The sequence below is a fragment of the Salegentibacter sp. T436 genome (assembly GCF_001932675.1).
GTDB classification, from domain to species: domain Bacteria; phylum Bacteroidota; class Bacteroidia; order Flavobacteriales; family Flavobacteriaceae; genus Salegentibacter; species Salegentibacter agarivorans.
In genome coordinates this window covers 1,703,748-1,726,458 of the sequence record NZ_CP012872.1, presented here as the reverse complement: position 1 = coordinate 1,726,458, position 22,711 = coordinate 1,703,748, and the positions used below count along the sequence as shown (strand labels likewise).

General features: G+C 39.1%; 15 protein-coding genes and 2 rRNA genes. 8 read left to right on the top strand and 9 right to left on the bottom strand.

Going from position 1 to position 22,711, the window contains the following annotated elements; genetic code table 11:
• Positions 1-103 precede the first annotated feature (103 nt).
• Together AO058_RS07580 and alaS are read right to left on the bottom strand one after the other, a co-directional pair.
• Positions 104-1,051: a GSCFA domain-containing protein gene (locus tag AO058_RS07580; protein ID WP_075325893.1), complete on the bottom strand. Its 948-nt coding sequence runs from the start codon at positions 1,049-1,051 to the stop codon at positions 104-106.
• Positions 1,052-1,099: 48 nt separating this feature from the next.
• A complete protein-coding gene (alaS, locus tag AO058_RS07575; protein WP_075325892.1) occupies positions 1,100-3,709 on the bottom strand; it encodes an alanine--tRNA ligase in 2,610 nt (869 codons plus the stop codon).
• A gap of 132 nt (positions 3,710-3,841) precedes the next feature.
• Here alaS and AO058_RS07570 point away from each other — a divergent pair, with 132 nt between their 5' ends.
• The 5 genes from AO058_RS07570 to AO058_RS07550 are packed head-to-tail and all read left to right on the top strand — an operon-like array spanning position 3,842 to position 6,987.
• Positions 3,842-4,819, top strand: a complete 978-nt coding sequence (locus AO058_RS07570) for a M23 family metallopeptidase (RefSeq protein WP_075325891.1) — start codon at positions 3,842-3,844, stop codon at positions 4,817-4,819.
• On the top strand, positions 4,819-5,148 hold the full coding sequence (locus tag AO058_RS07565) for a MerR family transcriptional regulator (RefSeq protein ID WP_057480627.1): 330 nt from the start codon (positions 4,819-4,821) through the stop codon (positions 5,146-5,148). Before AO058_RS07570 ends, AO058_RS07565 begins: the two co-directional genes overlap by 1 nt.
• 1 nt (position 5,149) lies before the next feature.
• A complete protein-coding gene (locus AO058_RS07560) occupies positions 5,150-5,746 on the top strand; it encodes a LemA family protein (RefSeq protein WP_075325890.1) in 597 nt (198 codons plus the stop codon).
• A 5-nt stretch (positions 5,747-5,751) separates the two neighbouring features.
• A complete protein-coding gene (locus AO058_RS07555; RefSeq protein WP_075325889.1) occupies positions 5,752-6,192 on the top strand; it encodes a TPM domain-containing protein in 441 nt (146 codons plus the stop codon).
• Entirely contained in the window at positions 6,193-6,987 is a 795-nt protein-coding gene (locus AO058_RS07550; RefSeq protein WP_075325888.1) for a TPM domain-containing protein, read from the top strand. It abuts the gene before it with no gap.
• Positions 6,988-7,204: 217 nt separating this feature from the next.
• Here AO058_RS07550 and AO058_RS07545 read toward each other — a convergent pair whose 3' ends face one another.
• The 3 genes from AO058_RS07545 to era form a co-directional block, all read right to left on the bottom strand.
• Positions 7,205-9,967, bottom strand: coding sequence for a TonB-dependent receptor (locus AO058_RS07545; protein WP_075325887.1), 2,763 nt, complete (start codon positions 9,965-9,967; stop codon positions 7,205-7,207).
• Between the two features lie 106 nt (positions 9,968-10,073).
• On the bottom strand, positions 10,074-11,381 hold the full coding sequence (der, locus tag AO058_RS07540; protein WP_075325886.1) for a ribosome biogenesis GTPase Der: 1,308 nt from the start codon (positions 11,379-11,381) through the stop codon (positions 10,074-10,076).
• 189 nt (positions 11,382-11,570) lie between these two features.
• Positions 11,571-12,452, bottom strand: coding sequence for a GTPase Era (era, locus tag AO058_RS07535; protein ID WP_075325885.1), 882 nt, complete (start codon positions 12,450-12,452; stop codon positions 11,571-11,573).
• A gap of 357 nt (positions 12,453-12,809) precedes the next feature.
• Here era and AO058_RS07530 point away from each other — a divergent pair, with 357 nt between their 5' ends.
• Together AO058_RS07530 and AO058_RS07525 are read left to right on the top strand one after the other, a co-directional pair.
• Positions 12,810-14,354, top strand: coding sequence for a SulP family inorganic anion transporter (locus AO058_RS07530; RefSeq protein WP_075325884.1), 1,545 nt, complete (start codon positions 12,810-12,812; stop codon positions 14,352-14,354).
• Positions 14,355-14,390: 36 nt separating this feature from the next.
• Positions 14,391-15,815, top strand: a complete 1,425-nt coding sequence (locus tag AO058_RS07525; protein WP_075325883.1) for a nicotinate-nucleotide adenylyltransferase — start codon at positions 14,391-14,393, stop codon at positions 15,813-15,815.
• A gap of 105 nt (positions 15,816-15,920) precedes the next feature.
• Here the strand turns inward: AO058_RS07525 and AO058_RS07520 are convergent, their stop codons facing one another.
• Together AO058_RS07520 and AO058_RS07515 are read right to left on the bottom strand one after the other, a co-directional pair.
• Positions 15,921-17,867 carry a M1 family metallopeptidase gene (locus AO058_RS07520; RefSeq protein ID WP_075327912.1) on the bottom strand — a complete coding sequence of 649 codons (1,947 nt, stop codon included), beginning with the start codon at positions 17,865-17,867 and terminating at the stop codon, positions 15,921-15,923.
• 179 nt (positions 17,868-18,046) lie between these two features.
• The gene (locus AO058_RS07515; RefSeq protein WP_075325882.1) at positions 18,047-18,502 is read right to left on the bottom strand and encodes an RNA methyltransferase; all 456 of its coding nucleotides are present in this window, start codon (positions 18,500-18,502) and stop codon (positions 18,047-18,049) included.
• A 118-nt stretch (positions 18,503-18,620) separates the two neighbouring features.
• Here AO058_RS07515 and AO058_RS07510 point away from each other — a divergent pair, with 118 nt between their 5' ends.
• Positions 18,621-19,451, top strand: a complete 831-nt coding sequence (locus AO058_RS07510; RefSeq protein ID WP_075325881.1) for a universal stress protein — start codon at positions 18,621-18,623, stop codon at positions 19,449-19,451.
• 115 nt (positions 19,452-19,566) lie between these two features.
• Here AO058_RS07510 and rrf read toward each other — a convergent pair.
• Both rrf and AO058_RS07500 read right to left on the bottom strand, forming a co-directional pair.
• Positions 19,567-19,675, bottom strand: a 5S ribosomal RNA gene (gene rrf / locus AO058_RS07505).
• 162 nt (positions 19,676-19,837) lie between these two features.
• A 23S ribosomal RNA gene (locus AO058_RS07500) occupies positions 19,838-22,669 on the bottom strand.
• Positions 22,670-22,711 lie beyond the last annotated feature (42 nt).

Sequence of the window (22,711 nt, the reverse complement as noted above, 5' to 3'; positions counted from 1 at the left end):
TTATCAATAACTTATATCTAAAATTCTAAGATAAAAATACAAAAAAATTTAATATATAAACAATTCCGAAATTAATTTAATGTTTTTTTGACGATAACTTAATTTAGAACTGAAGATGCGGATAACGCTTTTGGAGTGTTGAAACTTTAGAATTCAAATTTTTTAGAAATTTACGATGCGCTTCAGAATTAAGATTAAATGGACGGTGTGCTAATCCTTTTTGAATATTTTCCACCTCATTTAAAATCGAAAGAGAGTCTTCTGAAAACCAGGTTTCCGTAAGTCTTTTCCAAATATAGTATATGGCTGTTTGAGAAGGGTGTAACATATCTTCAGTATAAAACCGATAGTCCCGAAGTTCATCCATCATCAATTCATAAGATGGAAAATAATGGGTTTTCTTGCTTTCTTCGCAAACCTTATGAACAGCGGTAATTAAATGCGCTTTGCTACGCTGATTTTCAACAAATCCGTCCTTAATATGCCGAACTGGAGAAACGGTGAAAATCACTTCAGCATCAGGGTTTATTTGGTGTGCGTCTTCCAGAATCTCATTTAAAGCTCGCTCAATTTCTTCTATAGATTGTATTTCTTTCCTAAAAGATTTCTGCGGAACTTTATGACAGTTGGCAACGCTCTGTTCACTTTCTAAATGAAAATAGCTCCAGCTAGTACCCAAAGTGATTACCAAATGTGAGCTTTGCTGAAGAAACTCACGAGCGTTTTTTAATGCGGAATTCAGGTTATTTAGTAAAACCTCAGGATCAGGATTACTTAAAGAAGAATGCGCATCAAAACAATGCCAGCGCTCCTGGTGCTGAAAAATATCCTTCTCAGTATAAAACGCGGCTTCGTTAAGTTTTCGAAAAAACTTTGCAATAGCCAAAGGATGAAAAAGAATTCCGAAGGGATTCTGTAAATTTTGCAGCTTATAGAAATCCAGTTTTTTACTGATATTCTCTACAAAACAGGAACCGATAAGAAACAGCTTAGATTCGTAATCTATCTTAGGCTCAGCCTGTTGTATAGGTATTTTGGTCCTGAATTCCATAAATCATCTCAATTCAACCGGTTCCAGAAACAAACCGGTGCGTCTTTTCTATTTCAAATAAGACTTGGCTTCCTGTAAAGCTTCCTCAATTCCTTCAGGTTTTTTACCGCCGGCAGTTGCGAAAAACGGCTGGCCACCGCCACCGCCCTGTATATATTTACCAAGTTCTTTTACAATATTCCCCGCGTGTAGATCTTTTTCCTGAACGATATCTTTAGAAATATAGCAACTTAAAAGTGCTTTTCCGTTTTGTTCGGTTCCAAACAATAAAAACAAATTCTCAAATTCATCACCCAACTGAAAGGCCAAATCTTTTATTCCGCCGGCATCAAGGTCTACTTTTTTAGCAAGGAAATTCACCCCGTTTATTTCTGAAATTTCTAATTTTAATGCGGTCTTTAGATTTTTAGCCTTATCTCTTAATAAAGCTTCAACCTTCTTCTTCAAACTTGCATTTTCTTCCTGTAGAGTATTCACCGCTTTTACAGGATCTTTTGCATTCTTCAGTTCTACCTTAATTTGCTGTAAAACCTCATCCTGATTGGCAAAATATTCTTTAACCGCTTCTCCCGTAATAGCTTCAATTCTTCTAATTCCTGAAGCAACCGCCGCTTCCGCAATAATTTTAAAATGCCATATTTCTGAAGTATTTTGTACGTGGATTCCGCCGCAAAGCTCCATAGATTCCCCAAAGCGAATGGCACGAACCGAATCTCCGTATTTTTCACCAAACAGCGCCAAAGCGCCCTGGTTAACGGCCTCCTTAAACGAAATACTTCGCTGCTCTTCTAAAGGTAATTGCTCGTTGATTCGCTGATTTACCAGTTTTTCAACCTGCTCTAATTCCTCTTTATTTACTTTGCTGAAGTGAGAAAAATCGAAGCGCAGATAATCTCCTTTAACCAGAGAACCTTTTTGTTCTACGTGAGTTCCCAAAACTTCCCGAAGCGCCTGGTGCAATAAGTGCGTGGCCGTATGATTAGCCGCGGTAGCCGCACGGTTTTTTGAATTTACAACCGCCCTAAATTTATCTTTTGGATTCTTAGGAAGCGATTTAGCAAAATGAACAATTAAGTTGTTTTCTTTTTTAGTATCGGTAATCTCTATTTTGTTGTTTTCGCTATCAATGAGAAAACCTTTATCTCCAACCTGTCCGCCACCTTCAGGGTAAAACGGAGTTTGCGAAAGCACAATTTGATAAAAAGCACCTTTTTTGCTTTCCACTTTTCTGTATCGTGCAATTTGGGTCTCAGTTTCTAAATAATCATATCCCACAAAGGCTTCAGCATTTACAGGGTTTATTTCTTCCCAGTCGCCGGCAGTAACCTGGGTTGCTGCACGAGACCTGTCTTTTTGCTCCTTAAGCTGAACTTCAAATTCCTTTTGATCAAGATCGAATCCGCGTTCACGTAAAATTAGTGCTGTTAAATCTATAGGGAAACCAAAAGTATCGTAAAGCTCAAATGCTTTCTTCCCCGAAACCGTTTTTCCTTTGGTTTCTGAAATTATATTTTCCAGCAAAATCAAGCCCTGGTCCAATGTTTTTAAAAAAGATTGTTCTTCTTCCTTAATCACATTTTCGCATAAAGTTTTTTGAGATTTAAGCTCAGGAAATGCTTCGCCCATTTGCTTACTTAACACCTCAACAAGCTTATAAATAAAAGGTTCTTTGGTATCTAAAAATGTAAATCCATAACGAATGGCACGTCTTAAAATTCTTCTAATCACATAACCGGCACCGGTGTTTGATGGCAATTGCCCATCGGCTATAGAAAAAGTTACCGCTCTCACGTGATCTGCAATTACCCGAATCGCGATATCGGTTTTTTTAGATTTTCCGTACTGAAAATTCGTGATTTTTTCCAGTTCAGCAATTAGCGGCGTAAAAACATCGGTATCGTAATTAGATTGTGTTCCCTGTAAAACCATACAAAGACGTTCAAAACCCATCCCGGTGTCTATATGTTTTGCCGGTAATTCTACTAAAGAACCATCAGCTTTACGGTTATATTGCATAAAAACCAGGTTCCAGATCTCTACCACTTGTGGGTGATCTGCATTTACCAGTTCTTTTCCGGGTTTCTTAGCTTTTTCAGCTTCAGATCGAATATCAATATGAATTTCAGAACAAGGTCCGCAAGGTCCCTGGTCTCCCATTTCCCAGAAATTGTCTTTTTTATCGCCGTAAACAATGCGATCTTCAGGAACAATCTTTTTCCAAAGTTCCAGGGCTTCGGTATCCAATCCTAATTTATCTTCTTCGCTTCCTTCAAAAACAGAAACATAAAGATTTTCAGGAGCAATTTTAAAAACTTCGGTAAGCAATTCCCAGGCCCAGTTTATGGCTTCCTCTTTAAAATAATCACCAAAACTCCAGTTCCCTAACATCTCGAACATCGTGTGATGGTAAGTATCCATTCCCACTTCTTCCAAATCGTTATGTTTTCCGCTTACGCGAAGGCATTTTTGGCTATCGGTAATTCGGGAACTGAAAGGCTCGCTATTTCCTAAAAAATACTCCTTAAACTGAACCATCCCGGCGTTGGTAAACATTAAAGTGGGATCGTCTTTTAGCACCATAGGCGCTGAGGGAACGATTTTATGAGATTTGGATTTAAAAAATTCTAAAAACTGGCTTCTTATTTCCTGAGATTTCATCTAGCTGCTCTAATCTAAAATTATTAATTTGTGTTGGTGCTGAAACAATTTCCTATATTTGTTCGTTTACCAGACTAAACTTAGCACGGTAATTGCTAATTATTGTTGGCAAAAATAGCATAAATTTGACTCATGTCGAAGGTTAAATATTATTACGATAGCGACACGCAATCCTATAGAAAAATAGAGCGCCGAAAGGGCCGCCGCATAGGGATTGTGCTGCTTAGTATCCTGGGATCTTTCCTCTCTGGTTTTTTATTACTGGTCATTTATTTAAATATTCCTCAGATTGTAACTCCAAAAGAAAAGGCCTTAAAACGCGAACTTCAAAACATGGAATTACAATATGGATTACTGAATAAAAAAATGAACCAGGTCCAGAATGTTCTGGCAAATATTGAAGATCGGGACAATAATATTTACCGGGTTTATTTTGAAGCAAACCCAATTCCTGAAGAGCAAAGAAGAGCAGGTTTTGGCGGAATTAACCGCTACAAAGACCTTGAAGGTTTTGATAATTCTAAATTGATTATTGAAACCAGCAAGCGAATGGATATTCTCACCAAACAGTTGGTGGTACAATCTAAATCCTTAGATGAAATTGCAGAATTGGCAAAGGAAAAAGAGAGTCTTTTAGCTTCGGTTCCTGCTATACAACCGGTAAAAAATGAAGATTTAAGCAGAATTGCTTCTGGTTACGGATGGAGAACCGACCCATTTACCAAAGTGAGAAAATTTCACCACGGGATGGATTTTAGCGCGCCTCGAGGAACGCCGGTTTACGCCACAGGAGATGGCAGGGTGGAAAGAGCAGATAACCGCGCTACCGGTTATGGAAATCATATAAGAGTAGATCACGGCTATGGCTACACCAGCCTTTACGCCCACTTATATAAATATAATGTACGGGTTGGCCAGCGGGTTCAACGTGGGGATATCATTGGTTACGTGGGCAGCACGGGCAGATCCCAGGGACCTCATTTACATTATGAGATATTTAAAGATGATAACCGAATTAACCCGATTAATTTTTACTATGGAAACCTTTCGCCAGAAGAATTTGATAAGGTTCTGGAAAAAGCACAACAAGAAAACCAATCCCTGGATTAATGCATCTTAATTTACCCGATAAAAGATATTACGGCATTGGCGAAGTTGCAGAAGCCTTTAAGGTAAACACTTCCCTAATTAGGTTTTGGGAGAAAGAATTTGATGTAATTCAGCCTAAAAAAAATGCCAAGGGAAATCGCAAATTCACACCCGAGGATATTAAGAATTTAGAGCTTATTTATCACCTGGTAAAAGAACGCGGATTCACCCTGGAAGGTGCCAAAACACATTTAAAAGAAGAAAAACACAAAACCCTTAGCAACTTCGAAATTATTCGTAAGTTGGAAGGAGTAAAAGCAAAACTAATCAATCTTAAAAATCAGTTGTAGAATGAAAAAATGGTTAATCCCTGTAATAGTAATCGTAGTTCTTGGTATTATCGTTTACAGCCTCACCGCAGGAGTAAATAACACCGCAGTAGAATATGAAGAAAATGTATCTAAGAATTGGGCCGATGTTGAAAATGCCTATCAGCGAAGAAGTGATCTTATCCCGAATTTAGTTAGCACAGTAGAAGGTTCAGCCGATTTTGAACGAGGAACTTTAACCGATGTTATTGAGGCGCGAGCAAAAGCTACTTCGGTAAATGTTGATGCGGGAAATTTAGATCCGCAGCAAATTCAGCAATTCCAGCAAGCTCAGGGCGGATTATCTAATGCCTTATCCAGGCTTTTGGTCTCGGTTGAAAGATACCCCGATATAAAATCGAATCAGAATTTTCTTCAATTACAGTCGCAATTAGAAGGAACTGAGAACCGAATTAGCGTTGCGAGAAATCGCTACAATGAAGCGGTAAGACAATACAACACTTATATTAGAAAATTCCCGAATAATATTTTTGCCGGAATGTTCGGTTTTGAAAGAAAACCAGCTTTTGAAGCAGAAGAAGGTGCAGAAAATGCTCCAGATGTTGAATTTGATTTTTAAGCGAAATGAGTAAAGTAGAGGATTTTTTAAGTAAAAAAGACGAAGAGGAAATCATTGAAGCCATTAGAACGGCAGAGAGCCACACCTCTGGTGAAGTAAGGGTTCACCTGGAAAAAACTACCGGCGAGATGGATATTTTTGATCGCGCTATGGAGGTTTTTCATATGCTGAAAATGGATAATACCAAACACGATAATGGCGTGCTGATATATGTTGCCGTAGAAGATCATAACTTTGTGATCTACGGCGATAAAGGAATTAACGATGTTGTTCCAGACGATTTTTGGGAAAGCACCAAAGATGCCATTGTAGAAAAATTTAAAAAAGGAGAATTTAAGCAAGGCCTGGTAGACGGAATTTTAACCGCAGGCCAGCAGCTTAAAAAACATTTCCCGTATAGCGATGAGACCCGGGACGAACTCTCCAATGAAATTTCAAAAGGATAAATGCCACAATTCACTAAAAGATTCCAACTAATATTTTTGTTTTTCCTGGTTTTCTCGGGGTTTATATATGCGCAGCGCGATGTCCCTCCTAAACCAGCTGAAGAAACGAGCGTATATGACGAGGCTGATATTTTATCTTCTTCGGAAGAAAGCCAGTTAAAACAGAAATTGGTTAATTATGCAGATACTACTTCAACCCAAATTGTAATCGCAACTATTAATTCCTTTCAGGGAGAAAATCAAAGTGATTATGCTACTAAATGGGCCCAGGAATGGGGAATTGGCCAAAGTGCAGAAGATAATGGCTTGCTAGTTATTGTCGCTGAAGAAGATAAAAAGATATGGATTACTACAGGTTATGGACTCGAAGAATACTTGACCGATGCCAAAACCTGGCAAATAATTCAGCAGGTAATTCTTCCTGAATTTAGAAGCGGCAGTTATTACAACGGCCTTGATGCGGGAACTACTGCTATTTTCCAGGTCCTGGCCGGTACTTTTGAAGGCACACCACAAAGACGTAGCCAATCTAATGGAATACCCGTACAGCTTCTTGTTATGGGAATTATTTTGCTAGTAATTATTGTTTCCCTTGCCAATAAAAATAAAGGCGGAAGAAACGGTGGTAGAAGAAGTGCCGGCAGCACTTTTTTAGATGCTATTATTTTAAGTTCTCTGGGACGCGGTACTTTTGGCGGTGGTAGCTCTGGCGGAGGTTTTGGCGGCGGAGGCGGCTTTGGTGGCGGTTTCGGCGGTGGAGGCTTTGGCGGCGGCGGTGCCGGTGGAAGCTGGTAATTTCAGTTGGCAGTAATTTAGTAGACAGTTAACAGTTTGCTACGTTTTTAGCCGAAAAACCTATAAAAATAAAGACTGTTTGAAAGGTTTTAGTTCCGTCAAACTGAACTTGTTTCAGCTTCTAACTTGATTTTCATCTTAGATCCTGAAACAAGTTCAGGATGACGATTCAAACTAACATCTCAAACAGTCTTTTTCACTTTTAGATAAAATTCAATTACCTTCCTCTTCTATTATTATTCGGGTCTTTTCCTCCAAACTTGCTTATTTTATACGTAAAACTTAGCATAAAATATTGTTCTAAAACAAGCTCTTGCGTATCCTGAATAAAATCGTCTCCGGTAAACCTTCGGGTGGCAATGTTTTGATCCAGCAAGTCGAATACTTTTATTTTTAGCGTGCCATTATCTCCAAAAACTTCGTATCCTAAGCTTGCATTCCATAGGTAGAACGAATTTTGAAACCCGGGAGAAGCGTTCCCGATAGATTGATACGCAATATCACTTCCTATCACAAATTTCTCTGGCCAAAAAGAAGTTAGCGCCAATGAAATATTCTGATTTTTATAATTTTCTTCCCTGTTGTTAAAACTGTATTCAGCATCTACAAATTCAACGCTATAAAAGGGTTCTATAGTTACCAAATCCCTAAAATTATATTCCAGCCCTAAATTAGGAGTAAGATTTAAAGTTTTAGAGGTAAAACGCTGCTCGTTGGTAAAGCCAACATTTTTATTATAATTACCATAGAGTCCTCCTCGAACTTTAATAGAGCTTTCGTTTTCCAACTCAAAGGTTTTGTCAATATTTCCTCCCCCAAAATAGCTGTAAACACCATCTACGTTGGTATATGTGGTGGTTCGTACTAAATCTTCGTCAACCGTACTTCTGGTTACCACCTGGTCATTAGTAAAATTCCCACCTAAATAAGCGTAAAAACCAGAACGGGTTTTAAAATCGAAATTATTGAAGTTAAGGTAAAACCTATGTCTTAAAGTTGGTCTAAGATCTGGGTTACCCGTAACGATATTCAACGGATTTATAGTATTTGTAACCGGCTGCAATTGGTTTAAAGACGGGGCATCCCAGGAATTATTGTAATTAAAATAAATAGCTTTCCCCTGCGCCAGGTTATACCTAAAATAAGCGTTTGCAAATAAATTTTCGTAGGTATTATCTATAGAAGTTTCAGTAAAAAGATCTTCATTCTTTAGCCTGATACTCTGGAAACCTCCAGAAACACTTGTTCTTAATTTCTCTCCGTTATACGCAAGACCTAAGCTCGGACGATGCGTAAAAGATTCAGATTTAAAATCGTTGCTCAGTTCATCATCAAGTAAAGTATAATCGCCCGTATCATTAGCATCGTAAACCAGACGTTCATTTCGGCCGTCGGCTTTATCAAAATTATAACTTACATCCAGCATTAATTTTTCGGTAATAGGGAAACGACTACTTACATCAACCCCATAATTATTATCCTTGTTTTCTTCGGAAATTAATTGATCCTGAATATCTGTATTTACCAATTCACCTTCCTGATTATAAATTTCTCTTTCAGAAAAGAAATTGTTATCCTGTGAACGTGTATTATTCTGATTATTAAATCCTAAACTATAATAACCTCCGTTTTTACCAAATTTTCTTGTAAAATTCAATCGGTTCGAGAAATTCACACTGTGAACTTCAGAATAATTATCGGTTAAAGCAGTATTTATTGGGGTACCATCTTCTGCAACAGATTCTGTGAAAGATTGGTTAGAAGAGCGACCGTTATTGGTGTTTATATTTGGTCTCACTGAAATCCTTGTTAAAGTATCTGGCTGAATCTCGAATCCTAAATTAAATCGGTGATTATTATTCACCCTGTTTCCGCTAGATTCAGAATTATTAAAGAATCTTCTATCTGGCAAAATATTTTCTCTTTGAGTTCGGCTTTCGGTTCTATTATCAGCACGACTATAGAAATAATTAGAAGAAAGTTCGGTTTCCTGTGGCCATTCGTTTACAAAACTAAATCCGGCGTTATCAGATTTTGTAATCCCGTTTGCTGATCCAAAATTACTTCCGTTAATGCTGAAATTTCCACCTCTGCTCCTACTGATGGAATAAGCATTACGGCCCATCGCATCATAAATTTCATCGAATGAGAACCCGGAAGAATTAATGTTGTTGGAACTCGCCAAAAGGCTCACGCGCATATCATTTTTAAAATAATTTCCAATTCCGCTTAATTCATAACGCTCATCGGTTCCGCCGCCTGCAGTAAGCCTGGAGAAAAATCCGCGGTTTTTATCTTCGTCTATGGTAATATTAATGGTTTTGTTTTCGGCATCTCCTTCTTTTCCGGTAAATTCTTCAGATTTAGTTTTGCTATCTACCACCTGAAGTTTATTTATCAATTCCTTAGGCAGGTTTTTGGTAGCGATCTTTGGGTCGTCTCCAAAAAATTCTTTTCCGTTCACTTTAATTTGCGAAACCGGGGTTCCGTTTACGGTAATACTACCATCTGTAGCCACTTCTACCCCGGGAAGTTCTTTAAGTAATTCTTCCAGGTTTGCATCTTTACGCGTTTTAAAAGAAGCTGCATTAAATTCCAGGGTATCTTTCTTTATCGTTACCGGCGCGCGAGAAGAAGTAATTGTTATTTCATCTAAAGCATTATCGGCTACCTGCATTTTTATAACATCAAGATTTACCTCGCTATTAATTTGCACCTGCTGAGCATAAGTCTTAAAGCCGGCATAGGAAATAAGTAAATTTAATTCCTTACTTTCTGAACTTCCAGAAAGTTGAAATTCTCCTGTATTGTCTGAAATTGTATAGGTAACCAAACTACTATCTGCCGGTTTCTCCAGGTAAACCGTTGCCGATTCCAGGGGTGCTCCCTGCGGATCGGTTATTTTACCATTTATTTCAAAATTTTGGGCTGTTAGATTTCCTGCCAAAAACAGAAAGGCAAGGGAAAGAAGAATTCTCATGGAGGGTTTAGGTGTTAAAATTTGAAAAAAATCAAGACAAAGTTATGCCTCACTAACTATATTGGTAGTTAGACTCTCAATTTGTTACAAAGTTTAACAGCTAATTTTATTTTTTTCTGAAATACACTGAAATAGGTACTCCCGTAAGATCAAATTCCTTTCTTAACTTGTTCTCTATAAAACGTTTATAAGGATCTCTAACATACTGCGGAAGATTACAAAAAAAAGCAAACTGCGGCTGTGGGGTAGGCAATTGGGTACAGAATTTTATCTTTACATACTTCCCTTTATAAGCCGGCGGAGGATTTTGCTCAATTATAGGAAGCATTATATCGTTAAGCTCGCGGGTTTTAATTTTCTTACTACGATTCTCAAAAACCTTTACCGCCGTTTCTATAGCTTTAAAGATTCTTTGTTTGGTAAGCACCGACATAAAGACGATAGGCACATCGGTAAAAGGTTCTATTTCACGCCTAATCATGGCCTCAAACTCTTTCATGGTATTGGTTTCCTTATCTTCAACCAAATCCCATTTATTTACAAGAATTACAATTCCTTTTCGGTTTCTTTGTGCCAGCCAAAATATATTTTGAACCTGCCCGTCAAATCCGCGGGTAGCATCTAAGATTACCAAACATACATCGCAATTTTCTATAGCTCGAACCGAACGCATTACCGAGTAAAATTCAAGGTCTTCTTTAACCTTAGACTTTCTTCTAATCCCGGCAGTGTCTACAAGGTTAAATTCAAACCCGAACCTATTATACTTAGTATCCATAGCATCGCGGGTTGTCCCTGCAATATCGGTAACTATATAACGTTCTTCGCCAATAAGTGCATTGATAAAAGAAGATTTCCCGGCATTGGGACGTCCCACTACAGCAAATCTTGGTAATTCGGTTTCTTCTTCGGCTTCGGTTTCAGGGAGCGCTTCTACTAAAGCATCAAGTAAATCTCCGGTACCACTGCCGTTTGTACTGGCAATAGGAAAATATTCGCCAAGACCTAAAGAATAAAATTCGACAGCATTCTCCAGCCTTTTATTATTATCTACTTTATTAACAGCAAGAAGAACAGGTTTATCTACTTTTCTAAGCAATTGCGCAACATCCTCGTCCATAGGGGTTACGCCACTTTCAACATCTACCATAAAAATTATGGCATCGGCTTCATCTATAGCAAGTTCTACCTGCTTGTCTATTTCGGCTTCAAAAATATCGTCGCTTCCCACAACATATCCACCGGTATCTATAAGGGAAAAATTACGACCATTCCAATCAGATTTTCCATAATGACGATCGCGGGTTACCCCACTAACCGAATCTACAATCGCCTCACGACGTTGAATTAATCGGTTGAAAAAAGTAGATTTTCCAACATTTGGTCTTCCTACAATGGCTACAATATTGCCCATAATATTTATTCTTTATTGCCTCAAAGAGGTTTGTTTTCTGAATTTATTCAGAAAATGCAATTGTTTGCAAAATTAGTGTAAAAATTCGGGTTTACCCGAAACTTAGAAAACGGAAGTTTTCTGTAAAAAATTGAAGTATTTAAATTGAAAATTTTAGATAAAAACTTTTAGAAAATTAATTCAGAAAAATTATTCATTATACCCAAAACGCTTTAACTGGCGTTGATCGCTTCTCCAGTTTTTGTTCACTTTTACGTAAAGTTCAAGATGAACCTGTTTCCCAAAGAATTTCTCAAGATCTTTTCGGGCTTCTACCCCAACCCTTTTTAAAGCGGCACCTTTATGACCTATAATAATTCCTTTTTGGGTTTCGCGCTCTACCATAATCACGCTACGCATTCTAATGATTTTCTCTTCTTCAAAAAATTCCTGCGTATCAATTTCTACCGCGTAAGGAATTTCCTTTTTGTAATGCATTAAAATCTTTTCGCGAATAATTTCATTTACAAAGAAACGTTCAGGCTTATCGGTAAGCGTGTCTTTTGGATAAAACGCCGGAGATTCTGGTAATAACTCAATAATTCGGTTAAATACTTCAGCAACATTAAAACCTTCTAAAGCCGAAACCGGGAAAATTTCCGCATTGGGCACTTTCTCTGTCCACATTTGTACCTGACTTTCCAATTCTTCCTGGTTAGATTTATCAATTTTATTCAGCAATAAAATAACAGGAATATCGGTTCCTATAATTTTATTAAAAAAGGCTTCATCTTTAAGTTCCTTTTCCCCAATTTCTACCATATATATCAAAACATCGGCATCTTCAAAAGCAGATTTTACGAAACCCATCATAGATTCCTGCAACTCATAAGCCGGTTTAATAATTCCGGGGGTATCGCTTAACAACACCTGGAAGTCTTCACCATTTACAATTCCCAGAATACGGTGGCGGGTGGTTTGCGCTTTAGAAGTGATAATAGACAATTTTTCGCCTACAAAAGCATTCATTAAAGTAGATTTCCCCACATTAGGGTTCCCAATAATATTTACAAATCCTGCCTTATGTGCCATTTTGATAATTTTTATGCTGCAAAGGTAAGACGATTCACTTACAGTTATCTGCTTTTGATTTAAATTTATTTCATAAATAGGTTTTGCATTAATTTTCTACCTAAATTTATTAGTAATTTGATAATCAGATAGCTTCATATTATTAATACATTAAAAATTCTTACTAAAGTGGCTACAAACTTGGCTAACAAAAATAATTGGCTAATTTAGCCGGCTCTTATGAAGCAAAGAAGAAATATACAATCGTCTCCACTTACGCCGCCCTAGGCAGTTAAGTCTTCATTTCTATTAGATTCCGAAAATTTATTTTCTGCGGAAGAGAATCCGCTTTCCATTATTTATTAAAATTATATTCTGATGCAAAAAATCTTCAACCTGTTTGATTTTTCACAAAAAGTAGATTACAAAAACGAAATTTTAGCAGGGCTTACCGTTGCGCTGGCATTAATACCAGAAGCGGTTGCCTTTGCATTAATCGCCGGGCTTTCGCCATTAACCGGTTTATACGCCGCATTTGTTATGGGATTAGTAACAGCTATTTTAGGTGGTCGTCCAGGGATGATCTCTGGCGCTACAGGAGCGGTTGCTGTGGTTATAGTGGGTCTCTCAATTTCTCATGGACCAGAATATATATTTGCTACAGTAGTTTTAGCCGGATTAATACAGGTTTTAGCCGGAGTTCTAAAACTTGGGAAATTAATTAGGCTTGTACCCCACTCTGTGATATTTGGCTTCGTAAACGGTTTGGCGATTATTATTTTTATGTCCCAATTAGACCAATTTAAAGTTTTAAACCCTGTTACCGGCGAGTTAGAATGGATGACGGGTCCCCCAATGTATACATTTCTTGCGCTTGTAAGTGTTGCCATTTTAATTATCTGGCTTTTACCAAAACTTACAAAAGTAGTCCCGGCCACTCTAGTTGCAATTTTAGTAGTTTTTGGGATTGTAGCTGCCCTGGGAATAGATACTAAAACTGTGGGTGATATTGCTTCTATTAAAGGTAGTTTTCCTCCTTTCCATATTCCTATGGTACCTTTTAACCTGGATACTTTAATGCTTATTTTTCCATATGCCGCAATTATGGCCGGAGTTGGTTTAATTGAAAGTTTATTAACTCTAAATATTGTAGACGAAATTACGGAAACCCGGGGAAGCGGAAATAAAGAATGTGTGGCCCAGGGAACGGCCAACGTACTTTCAGGTTTTTTCTCTGGGATGGGTGGTTGCGCAATGCTTGGTCAAAGTTTAATTAACGTTTCTTCTGGAGCACGTGCCCGATTATCGGGTATTGTTGCTGCTGTTTTTTTATTGATCTTTATTATGTTCGGCTCTTCGGTTATTGAATTACTTCCAATGGCCGCCTTAACCGGGGTTATGATTATGGTTGCAGTTGGAACTTTTGAGTGGGCCAGTTTAAGAACTTTTAGAAGAATGCCTAAATCTGATATTTTGGTAATGGTATTGGTTACGGTAGTAACTGTAATTCTTCACAACCTTGCTTTAGCCGTATTGATAGGAGTTATTATTTCAGCACTTGTCTTTGCCTGGGACAATGCAAAACGTATTAGAGCCAGAAAGCGTATTGATGAAGATGGTATAAAACATTACGAGATTTACGGCCCGCTTTTCTTCGGATCTGTGCAAGCTTTTAATGATAAATTTGATGTTTTAAACGATCCTGAAGAAGTAATTATAGATTTTTCTGAAAGTCGTGTAGTAGATATGTCGGGGATTGAAGCCTTAAACAAGCTTACCGAGAGATACCATAAACAAGACAAAAAACTTCATTTAAGACATTTAAGTCAGGATTGTCGAAGACTGCTTAGTAATGCCGATGCCATTATAGATGTAAACATTTTAGAAGATCCAACCTATAAAGTTGCGGTAGATAAGGCTTAAGTTCCTTAACTTTATACTTCAACTAAAATACACACGATGTCTATAATTGCTGAAGGAGAAAAGAAGTTCGAAGAAATAACTTCTGTGCAGAACAAGGCAATGCGCCTTAATCTAAATGAAAATATCTACGGAACTTTTGCTGAAATTGGTGCCGGGCAGGAAACCGTGCGGCATTTCTTTCGGGCAGGGAATGCTTCCGGAACTGTTGCAAAAACCCTAAGTGCCTACGATAAAGATTTTAGCGATGCTATTTACGGGATTGAAGATGACGGCCGCTATGTGACAGAGGATAGGTTAACGAGTATGATGCGCTACGAAACGGGACTTATTGAAGAGCGTATATCCCGTCTAAAACATCCTAATAAATTATTTTTTAGCTATGCCAATACCGTAGCAACCATAGACTGGGCAAAGAAATATAAAGGCCACGGTTGGCTTGGAGTAAGATTTCAAACAAAACCGGGAGAAGATTATAGCGAAATTGTTCTGCATGTGCAGTTTCACGAAAACAATGCTTCGCACCAGCAAATTAGCCTGGGGATAATGGGCGTGAATCTTATTCACGGCGCTTTTTATCACTACGATAATCCTAAAAAACTACTCAATCATTTATTTGATCATCTAACCACCGACAAGATTGAAATTGATGCTATTAATTTCACTGGCCCTGTTTTTAAAGACGTAGATAATAGATTAATGAGCCTGGAATTGGTTAAAAAAGGCATTACAGAAGCCATTATGTTCGCTCCCGATGGCAACAATATTTTACCGGCCAGTTTACTTTATAAAAAGAATATTTTAACGCTACGCGGAAGTTTTAGACCGGTTACTAAAGTAAATATGGCGATGTATGAAAAATCGCTAGAACTTTTCCTGAATGAAAGAAAAGTTGATAAGGATAAAACGGTAGTTATTTTTGAAATTACACTTTCTAATTTAAAAGGTGAAGGAGAAATAGACGAGCAGGATTTCCTGGATCGTGCCGATTTACTGGGTTCTTTAGGCCAAACGGTAATGATTTCTAATTTCCAGGAATATTACAAGGTGGTAGAGTATTTTGGCCAACATACAAAAGAAAGAATGGGCCTTACCATGGGTGTAAGTACACTTCAGGACATTTTTGACGAAAGATATTACCGCCATTTAAGCGGCGGAATTCTTGAAGCCTTTGGGAAATTATTCTTTAAAAGTTTAAAAATATATCTATATCCGCTTAAAGACCAGGAAACCGGAGAGATTATTACCAGTGAAAACCTAAAGGTCCATCCAAGGATGCAGGAGCTTTATCAATACTTTAAAGATAATGGCCGCGTTGTAGACATTAAAGATTACGATCCTAAAACCCTGGATATTCACTCCAGGAAAGTACATCAAATGATTAGAGAAGGGAAAACCGAATGGGAAGATATGCTGCCGGAAAGCACTACAAAAATGATTAAAGAAAAAGAACTTTTTAGATGAAAGTAGAGAAAAAACCACCTTTACCTTTTTCAGAAGTATTTCTAAAGAATAAAAAAGCCATTTAAATAAAATTTAAACGGCTTTTCATTTTAAGATTTTTAGCTTTTAATCCTGGTAAAAAGAATTTGGCCAGGCATCGTTGCCAGAGTTTACATCTGGTAAAATTTTATTAGGATCTAACTCTACATTTTCAATAGATTTATCGGTGCGGTGTAGATAATTCCATGAATCCCCACGCTGCCAAATCTCTACCGGAAGAGTTACATTTTCTGAAGAACCATCTTCGTAAGTAATTTCCATTTTAACCGGCATTGGGATTTCACCCTTATTAGTTAAAGAAATAACGTAATTACCTTCATATTGTCTCACTCCATCTAAACCTAAATCTATATTACCTGTACCGTAAAACCATTTTTGAAAGAACCAGGAAAGGTTTTCTCCTGAAACATTCTCCATATGATTAAAGAAATCGGCTGGCTGAGGGTGTTTGTATGCCCAGGTTTCAATGTAAGATTTAAAAGCATTATCAAAACGCTCTTCTCCTAAGATATACTCTCTAAGTAATAATAAGCCAATTGCGGGCTTGTAGTAAGCGATCATTCCCAGGTTTCTTAAGTTAGAAACATCTGGATAAGTATCGATTCCTTCTCTTTGTTCACTGGTAAACCAGCCTGTCATATTCCTGGTTTTATTTAATCTCGCAGGATATTCGCCATTGTTAAAATCTAAGGTACTGTAATAATTAATAAAAGTATTAAACCCTTCGTCCATCCAGGCGTATCTTCTTTCGTTAGAACCAACGATCATCGGGAACCAGTTATGACCAAATTCGTGGTCTGTAACGCCCCAAAGCGAAGCACCTTCACTCTTCCAACCGCAAAAGTTAAGTCCGGGATATTCCATTCCGCCTATATCAGCAGCAACATTCACAGCCACCGGATAAGGATATTCAAACCATTTTTCAGAATAATGTTCAACCGAAGCTTTAGAATATTCAGTAGAACGGCTCCAGGCATGCTGCCCATCACTCTCTTTTGGGTAAGCCGATTGCGCCATTGCTTTTTTCCCGCTAGGCAAATCTATTTTAGCCGCATCCCAGATAAATGCTTTTGAAGAACCAAAAGCTACATCACGGGTGTTTTCCATTTTAAAATGCCAGGTTAGCGTACCTTCCTGTTTAGCGCGTAACGACATATCATTTACTTCTTCAGGTTTAATTAAATAAACCGTAGAATCACTTTCTTTAGCCCTTTCCATTCTATCTCTTACGGTAGAAGACAATACCTGCCTGGGGTTCTGTAATTCACCCGAAGCTACCACAATATGGCTGGCCGGGGCAGTAATTTTATAATCGTAATCGCCATAATCTAAGTAAAACTCACCTGCACCAAGATAGGGTTCTATATTCCATCCTTCCACATCATCATAAACCGCCGCTTTAGGAAACCATTGTGCGAGAGCGTAAATAGTCCCGTCTTCCACATCCAGTCTTCCCATACGGTCCATTCCTTCTACTGGTATTTTATACTCAAAATTCATAGAGACGGTGGCTTTTCCACCATTTGCAGGAATAGGATCTTCAAAAAATACCTGCATTCTGGTATCGTTTATTAAGTAATTTGAAGATGAACTTCTTTTTACTTTGGCTTCTAAATTTGAGATAGTATAGCCCCCGTCAATATCTCCGTTATAACGATTGCCCTGAATTGGGGTAGTTAGTGTACCACGAGAATCTTCGGTAAAGCGGTTTTGCTCTAAATGCATCCAGATGAAGTCTAATTCATGCGGACTGTTATTGGTATAGGTTAATGTGATTTTCCCTTTAATGGTATGTTCTTCGTCATTTAGAGTGACATCTATATCATAATCGGTTTCATTCTGCCAGTATTCGGGGCCCGGTCTTCCTGAAGCAGCGCGGTACATATTACCACTACGGTCCATAAATTCATTAAAATCTCCCTGGTTGTTTCCTACAACCTCCTGGGCTTTAGCGCCGGTACTAAACATTCCTGCTACGGCAAGGCCAAGCAAAGCTCTGGATAAATATCTCATTCTTTTAAGTTTTATTGTAATTGCCGCTAATTTAACCAAACTGTTTAAAAAATCCTCAAAATTCGGTTATATAAGACTCAAACAAAAAATAAAAATAAAGGAATATTAAATCTGAAAAATCAAATGTCTTAAACCGAAGAAATAATCTCAATACCAGGTTTTTTTTTGTAGACACAGGTTTAAAAAAGTTTACTATTACGATCGTACATGATAATGCTTCCTGCTACCGAAACATTTAAACTTAAGCTAGACTTAAACTTCACTAAAAAATGGGATTTTTCTATAGCCTGGTTAGAAAGACCATGATCTTCGGCTCCCAGTAAATAAACACAACGCCTGGGATGGTTAAAAGTTTCAAGAGGCTCTGCATCTTTTGTAAGTTCAACACCTACCAACATAGCACCTTTAGGTAAATTTGAATAAAAATCTTCAAAAGTTTTATAATGGAAATATGGCATTGCACCCACTGCTTTATGAGTATCACAAGCCTGTTTCGCATAACGATTCCCAATAGTAAAAATATAACTGGCTCCCATATTTTGGGCCGAGCGCCATAGAACGCCCAGGTTTTCGGGAGTTTTACCATTTTGAATTCCTATGCCGAAAAATCCCTGTTCTAAATTGTCTACTTTCATAAGAATTCAAAAATAACAGAATAATTTTTTCTACAGAATTTCCTATGGAATAAACCTGATCTTTATCATTTTATATAGCCATAAAGCTTTATAACTTTATAGGTAAATATTTAGCGTCATGAAATACATACTCATACCCACAGACTTCTCTGAATCTTCAAGAAATGCATCAGAATTTGGAATTGAATTGGCTAAGTTGCTAGACCTTCCAATAAAATTTCTTCATAATATTCAAACGCCGGTAGATTGGTCTAAATTAAACAAGCAGGACGAAGATAAATATCCAGAATCCAAGGCGAAAATTAATAACGCAAAGGAACAATTAAAAAGTTTAGAGAAAAAAGCAGAGGATAAACACGTAGAAGCAGAGCATACTCTAATCTTCAATACCGGTATGGAAGAACTGAATAATTACGTTAATCCTGCAAACTATGAATTAGTAATTATGGGTACGCACGGTACTAAAGGTTTTGAAAAAATATTAGGTTCAAATACTCAAAAACTTATTCGCCAATCTAAAGTTCCCGTATTGGCGATTAAGTACAAGTTTAATATTTCAAAACTGAAGAAAATACTAATCGCTACCGATTTAAAAGAAGAGTCACAATCTGCCTTTCAGCATATTTTCAAAATCCTTGGGAATTTAAATACAGAGAAAAATCTGATTTATATAAATACACCTTATAATTTCAAAGAATATGAAGAGATAGAGAATTTAATGAGCAACTTTTTAAAGAATTGTGGCGTTAAAAATATAAAGACACAATCTCTAAGTGCTAATAATGAAGCCCGCGGAATAGGAATGGCTATAAACAAGATAAAACCAGATCTTTTTACAAGCATAACCCATCAACGTTCTGGCCTGGACACTATTTTTAGCCCGAGTATTACTGAAGAGATAATTAATAATTACGATATTCCGGTATTGAGTATTAATAGAGAAATTTAAATAAGGTAGTAAATTCTTATAAAGCAAAGGTTTCTTTAGAGCCTAAAGATATTACCGGACCAAACTTATTAAAACAAAAAAAGACCCTTACAACTTAATGTAAGGGTCTTCTAAAAAAAGGCGGTGACATACTCTCCCACAAATAGCAGTACCATCTGCGCTAACGGGCTTAACTTCTCTGTTCGGAATGGGAAGAGGTGAGCCCCGTTGCCATAACCACCTTAAGTCTTTAGTATGCAGTGTTCAGTAACCAGTGGGCAGTTGCCCTCTGATCCCTACTAGATGTCATACCTAATAAGTTGACATATATAAGAAACAAAGAATAAAGAAAGTACTGCGGTAAAAGCATTCAAGTGCTTCCCATCCCTTGCAGGATAGGAAGCGTCGCATCAAGCTTTACGGATTATTAGTACCACTCGGCTATGACATTGCTGCCTTTACACCTATGGCCTATCAACGTGGTCGTCTCCCACGGTCCTTTAAAGAAATCTCATCTTGTGGTGGGTTTCGCGCTTATATGCTTTCAGCGCTTATCCCTTCCCAACGTAGCTACCCAGCAATGCTCCTGGCGGAACAACTGGTGCACCAGAGGTTGGTCCAATCCGGTCCTCTCGTACTAGGATCAGGTCCACTCAAATTTCTAACGCCCACTACAGATAGAGACCGAACTGTCTCACGACGTTCTGAACCCAGCTCGCGTGCCACTTTAATGGGCGAACAGCCCAACCCTTGGGACCTTCTCCAGCCCCAGGATGTGACGAGCCGACATCGAGGTGCCAAACCCCCCCGTCGATGTGAGCTCTTGGGGGAGATCAGCCTGTTATCCCCGGCGTACCTTTTATCCTTTGAGCGATGACCCTTCCATGCGGTGTCACCGGATCACTATGCTCTACTTTCGTACCTGATCGACCTGTATGTCTCTCAGTCAAGCTCCCTTTTGCCATTGCACTCTACGCACGGTTACCAAGCGTGCTGAGGGAACCTTTAGAAGCCTCCGTTACTCTTTTGGAGGCGACCACCCCAGTCAAACTACCCACCAAGCACTGTCCCTCATCTAATGAGGTTAGGCTCCGAACAAGTAAAGGGTGGTATTTCAACAATGACTCCACACCGCCTGGCGACGGCGCTTCAAAGTCTCCCACCTATCCTACACATCACTTGTCCAAAGTCAATACTAAGCTATAGTAAAGGTGCACGGGGTCTTTTCGTCCCGTAGCGGGTAATCGGCATCTTCACCGATACTACAATTTCACCGAGCTCATGGCTGAGACAGTGTCCAGATCGTTGCACCATTCGTGCAGGTCGGAACTTACCCGACAAGGAATTTCGCTACCTTAGGACCGTTATAGTTACGGCCGCCGTTTACTGGGGCTTCAATTCAATGCTTCGCCGAAGCTAACATCTCCTCTTAACCTTCCAGCACCGGGCAGGTGTCAGGCCCTATACATCATCTTTCGATTTAGCAGAGCCCTGTGTTTTTGATAAACAGTCGCCTGGACCTCTTCACTGCGGCCCCGCCGAAGCGGGGCGACCCTTCTCCCGAAGTTACGGGCCCATTTTGCCTAGTTCCTTAGCCATGAATCTCTCGAGCACCTTAGAATTCTCATCCCAACTACCTGTGTCGGTTTACGGTACGGGTTGCCACCACTCGCTTTTCTTGGAAGTCGATTCGCTGGATTATCACGCCGGCCGAAGCTTTTGTGTACTATCGGGGTGTTACCACTCCCTTCAACGTGCTATTCCGTCAGCACGCACCAACTGTTCGCCTCCGTCCGCTTTAACGTGGGGCAAGTACAGAAATATTAATCTGTTGTCCATCGACTACCCCTTTCGGGTTCGCCTTAGGTCCCGACTAACCCCCAGCTGATTAGCATAGCTGGGGAAACCTTAGTCTTTCGGTGTGCAGGTTTCTCGCCTGCATTATCGTTACTTATGCCTACATTTTCTTTTGTAACCAATCCAGCATACCTCGCAGTACACCTTCATCTCTGTTACAATGCTCCCCTACCACTCCATATCTAAATATGAAATCCATAGCTTCGGTAATATGTTTATGCCCGATTATTATCCATGCCGGACCGCTCGACTAGTGAGCTGTTACGCACTCTTTAAATGAATGGCTGCTTCCAAGCCAACATCCTAGCTGTCTGGGCAGTCCAACCGCGTTTCTTCAACTTAACATATATTTGGGGACCTTAGCTGATGGTCTGGGTTCTTTCCCTCTCGGACACGGACCTTAGCACCCATGCCCTCACTGATATAAAACATTTTATAGCATTCGGAGTTTGTCAGGAATTGGTAGGCGGTGAAGCCCCCGCATCCAATCAGTAGCTCTACCTCTATAAAACTATTATACCGCTGCACCTAAATGCATTTCGGGGAGTACGAGCTATTTCCGAGTTTGATTGGCCTTTCACCCCTACCCTCAGGTCATCCCAAGACTTTTCAACGTCAACGGGTTCGGTCCTCCACTATGTGTTACCACAGCTTCAACCTGCCCAAGGGTAGATCACACGGTTTCGCGTCTACCATTACCAACTTAAAGCGCCCTATTAAGACTCGCTTTCGCTACGGCTCCACAGCTGAACTGCTTAACCTTGCTGGAAACGGTAACTCGTAGGCTCATTATGCAAAAGGCACGCCGTCACCCCGAAGGGCTCCGACCGCTTGTAAGCGTATGGTTTCAGGATCTATTTCACTCCCTTGTTCAGGGTTCTTTTCACCTTTCCCTCACGGTACTGGTTCACTATCGGTCTCTCAGGAGTATTTAGCCTTGGCGGATGGTCCCGCCGGATTCATACAGGGTTTCTCGTGCCCCGCACTACTCAGGATACCACTATCATTACATTCTTTACCTATACCGGGCTGTCACCGTCTATGGCCAGGCTTTCCAACCTGTTCTAATTCTGTTTGCAACAAATGTTGTGGTCCTACAACCCCATAAGGTCCGTAAACCTTATGGTTTGGGCTAATGCGCGTTCGCTCGCCGCTACTAGCGCAATCACTATTGTTTTCTCTTCCTCCGGGTACTTAGATGTTTCAGTTCTCCGGGTTTGCCTCCTTGCGGATGATATACCTTCAGTATACCGGGTTGCCCCATTCGGATATCTGCGGATCAACTTGTATGTGCCAATCCCCGCAGCTTTTCGCAGCTTATCACGTCCTTCTTCGCCTCTGAGAGCCTAGGCATTCCCCATACGCCCTTATCTAGCTTGTATGCTTCTTGCTTATGCTCGAATTTCTCGTGACCTTAAATCACA

Coding starts and splice junctions, on each gene's coding strand:
- AO058_RS07530 (WP_075325884.1), top strand. CDS start 12,810: ATGCAAAAAATCTTCAACCTGTTTGATTTTTCACAAAAAGTAGATTAC.
- era (WP_075325885.1), bottom strand. CDS start 12,452: ATGGCACATAAGGCAGGATTTGTAAATATTATTGGGAACCCTAATGTG.
- der (WP_075325886.1), bottom strand. CDS start 11,381: ATGGGCAATATTGTAGCCATTGTAGGAAGACCAAATGTTGGAAAATCT.
- AO058_RS07520 (WP_075327912.1), bottom strand. CDS start 17,867: ATGAGATATTTATCCAGAGCTTTGCTTGGCCTTGCCGTAGCAGGAATG.
- AO058_RS07545 (WP_075325887.1), bottom strand. CDS start 9,967: ATGAGAATTCTTCTTTCCCTTGCCTTTCTGTTTTTGGCAGGAAATCTA.
- AO058_RS07525 (WP_075325883.1), top strand. CDS start 14,391: ATGTCTATAATTGCTGAAGGAGAAAAGAAGTTCGAAGAAATAACTTCT.
- AO058_RS07555 (WP_075325889.1), top strand. CDS start 5,752: ATGAGTAAAGTAGAGGATTTTTTAAGTAAAAAAGACGAAGAGGAAATC.
- AO058_RS07570 (WP_075325891.1), top strand. CDS start 3,842: ATGTCGAAGGTTAAATATTATTACGATAGCGACACGCAATCCTATAGA.
- AO058_RS07565 (WP_057480627.1), top strand. CDS start 4,819: ATGCATCTTAATTTACCCGATAAAAGATATTACGGCATTGGCGAAGTT.
- AO058_RS07560 (WP_075325890.1), top strand. CDS start 5,150: ATGAAAAAATGGTTAATCCCTGTAATAGTAATCGTAGTTCTTGGTATT.
- AO058_RS07550 (WP_075325888.1), top strand. CDS start 6,193: ATGCCACAATTCACTAAAAGATTCCAACTAATATTTTTGTTTTTCCTG.
- alaS (WP_075325892.1), bottom strand. CDS start 3,709: ATGAAATCTCAGGAAATAAGAAGCCAGTTTTTAGAATTTTTTAAATCC.
- AO058_RS07580 (WP_075325893.1), bottom strand. CDS start 1,051: ATGGAATTCAGGACCAAAATACCTATACAACAGGCTGAGCCTAAGATA.
- AO058_RS07510 (WP_075325881.1), top strand. CDS start 18,621: ATGAAATACATACTCATACCCACAGACTTCTCTGAATCTTCAAGAAAT.
- AO058_RS07515 (WP_075325882.1), bottom strand. CDS start 18,502: ATGAAAGTAGACAATTTAGAACAGGGATTTTTCGGCATAGGAATTCAA.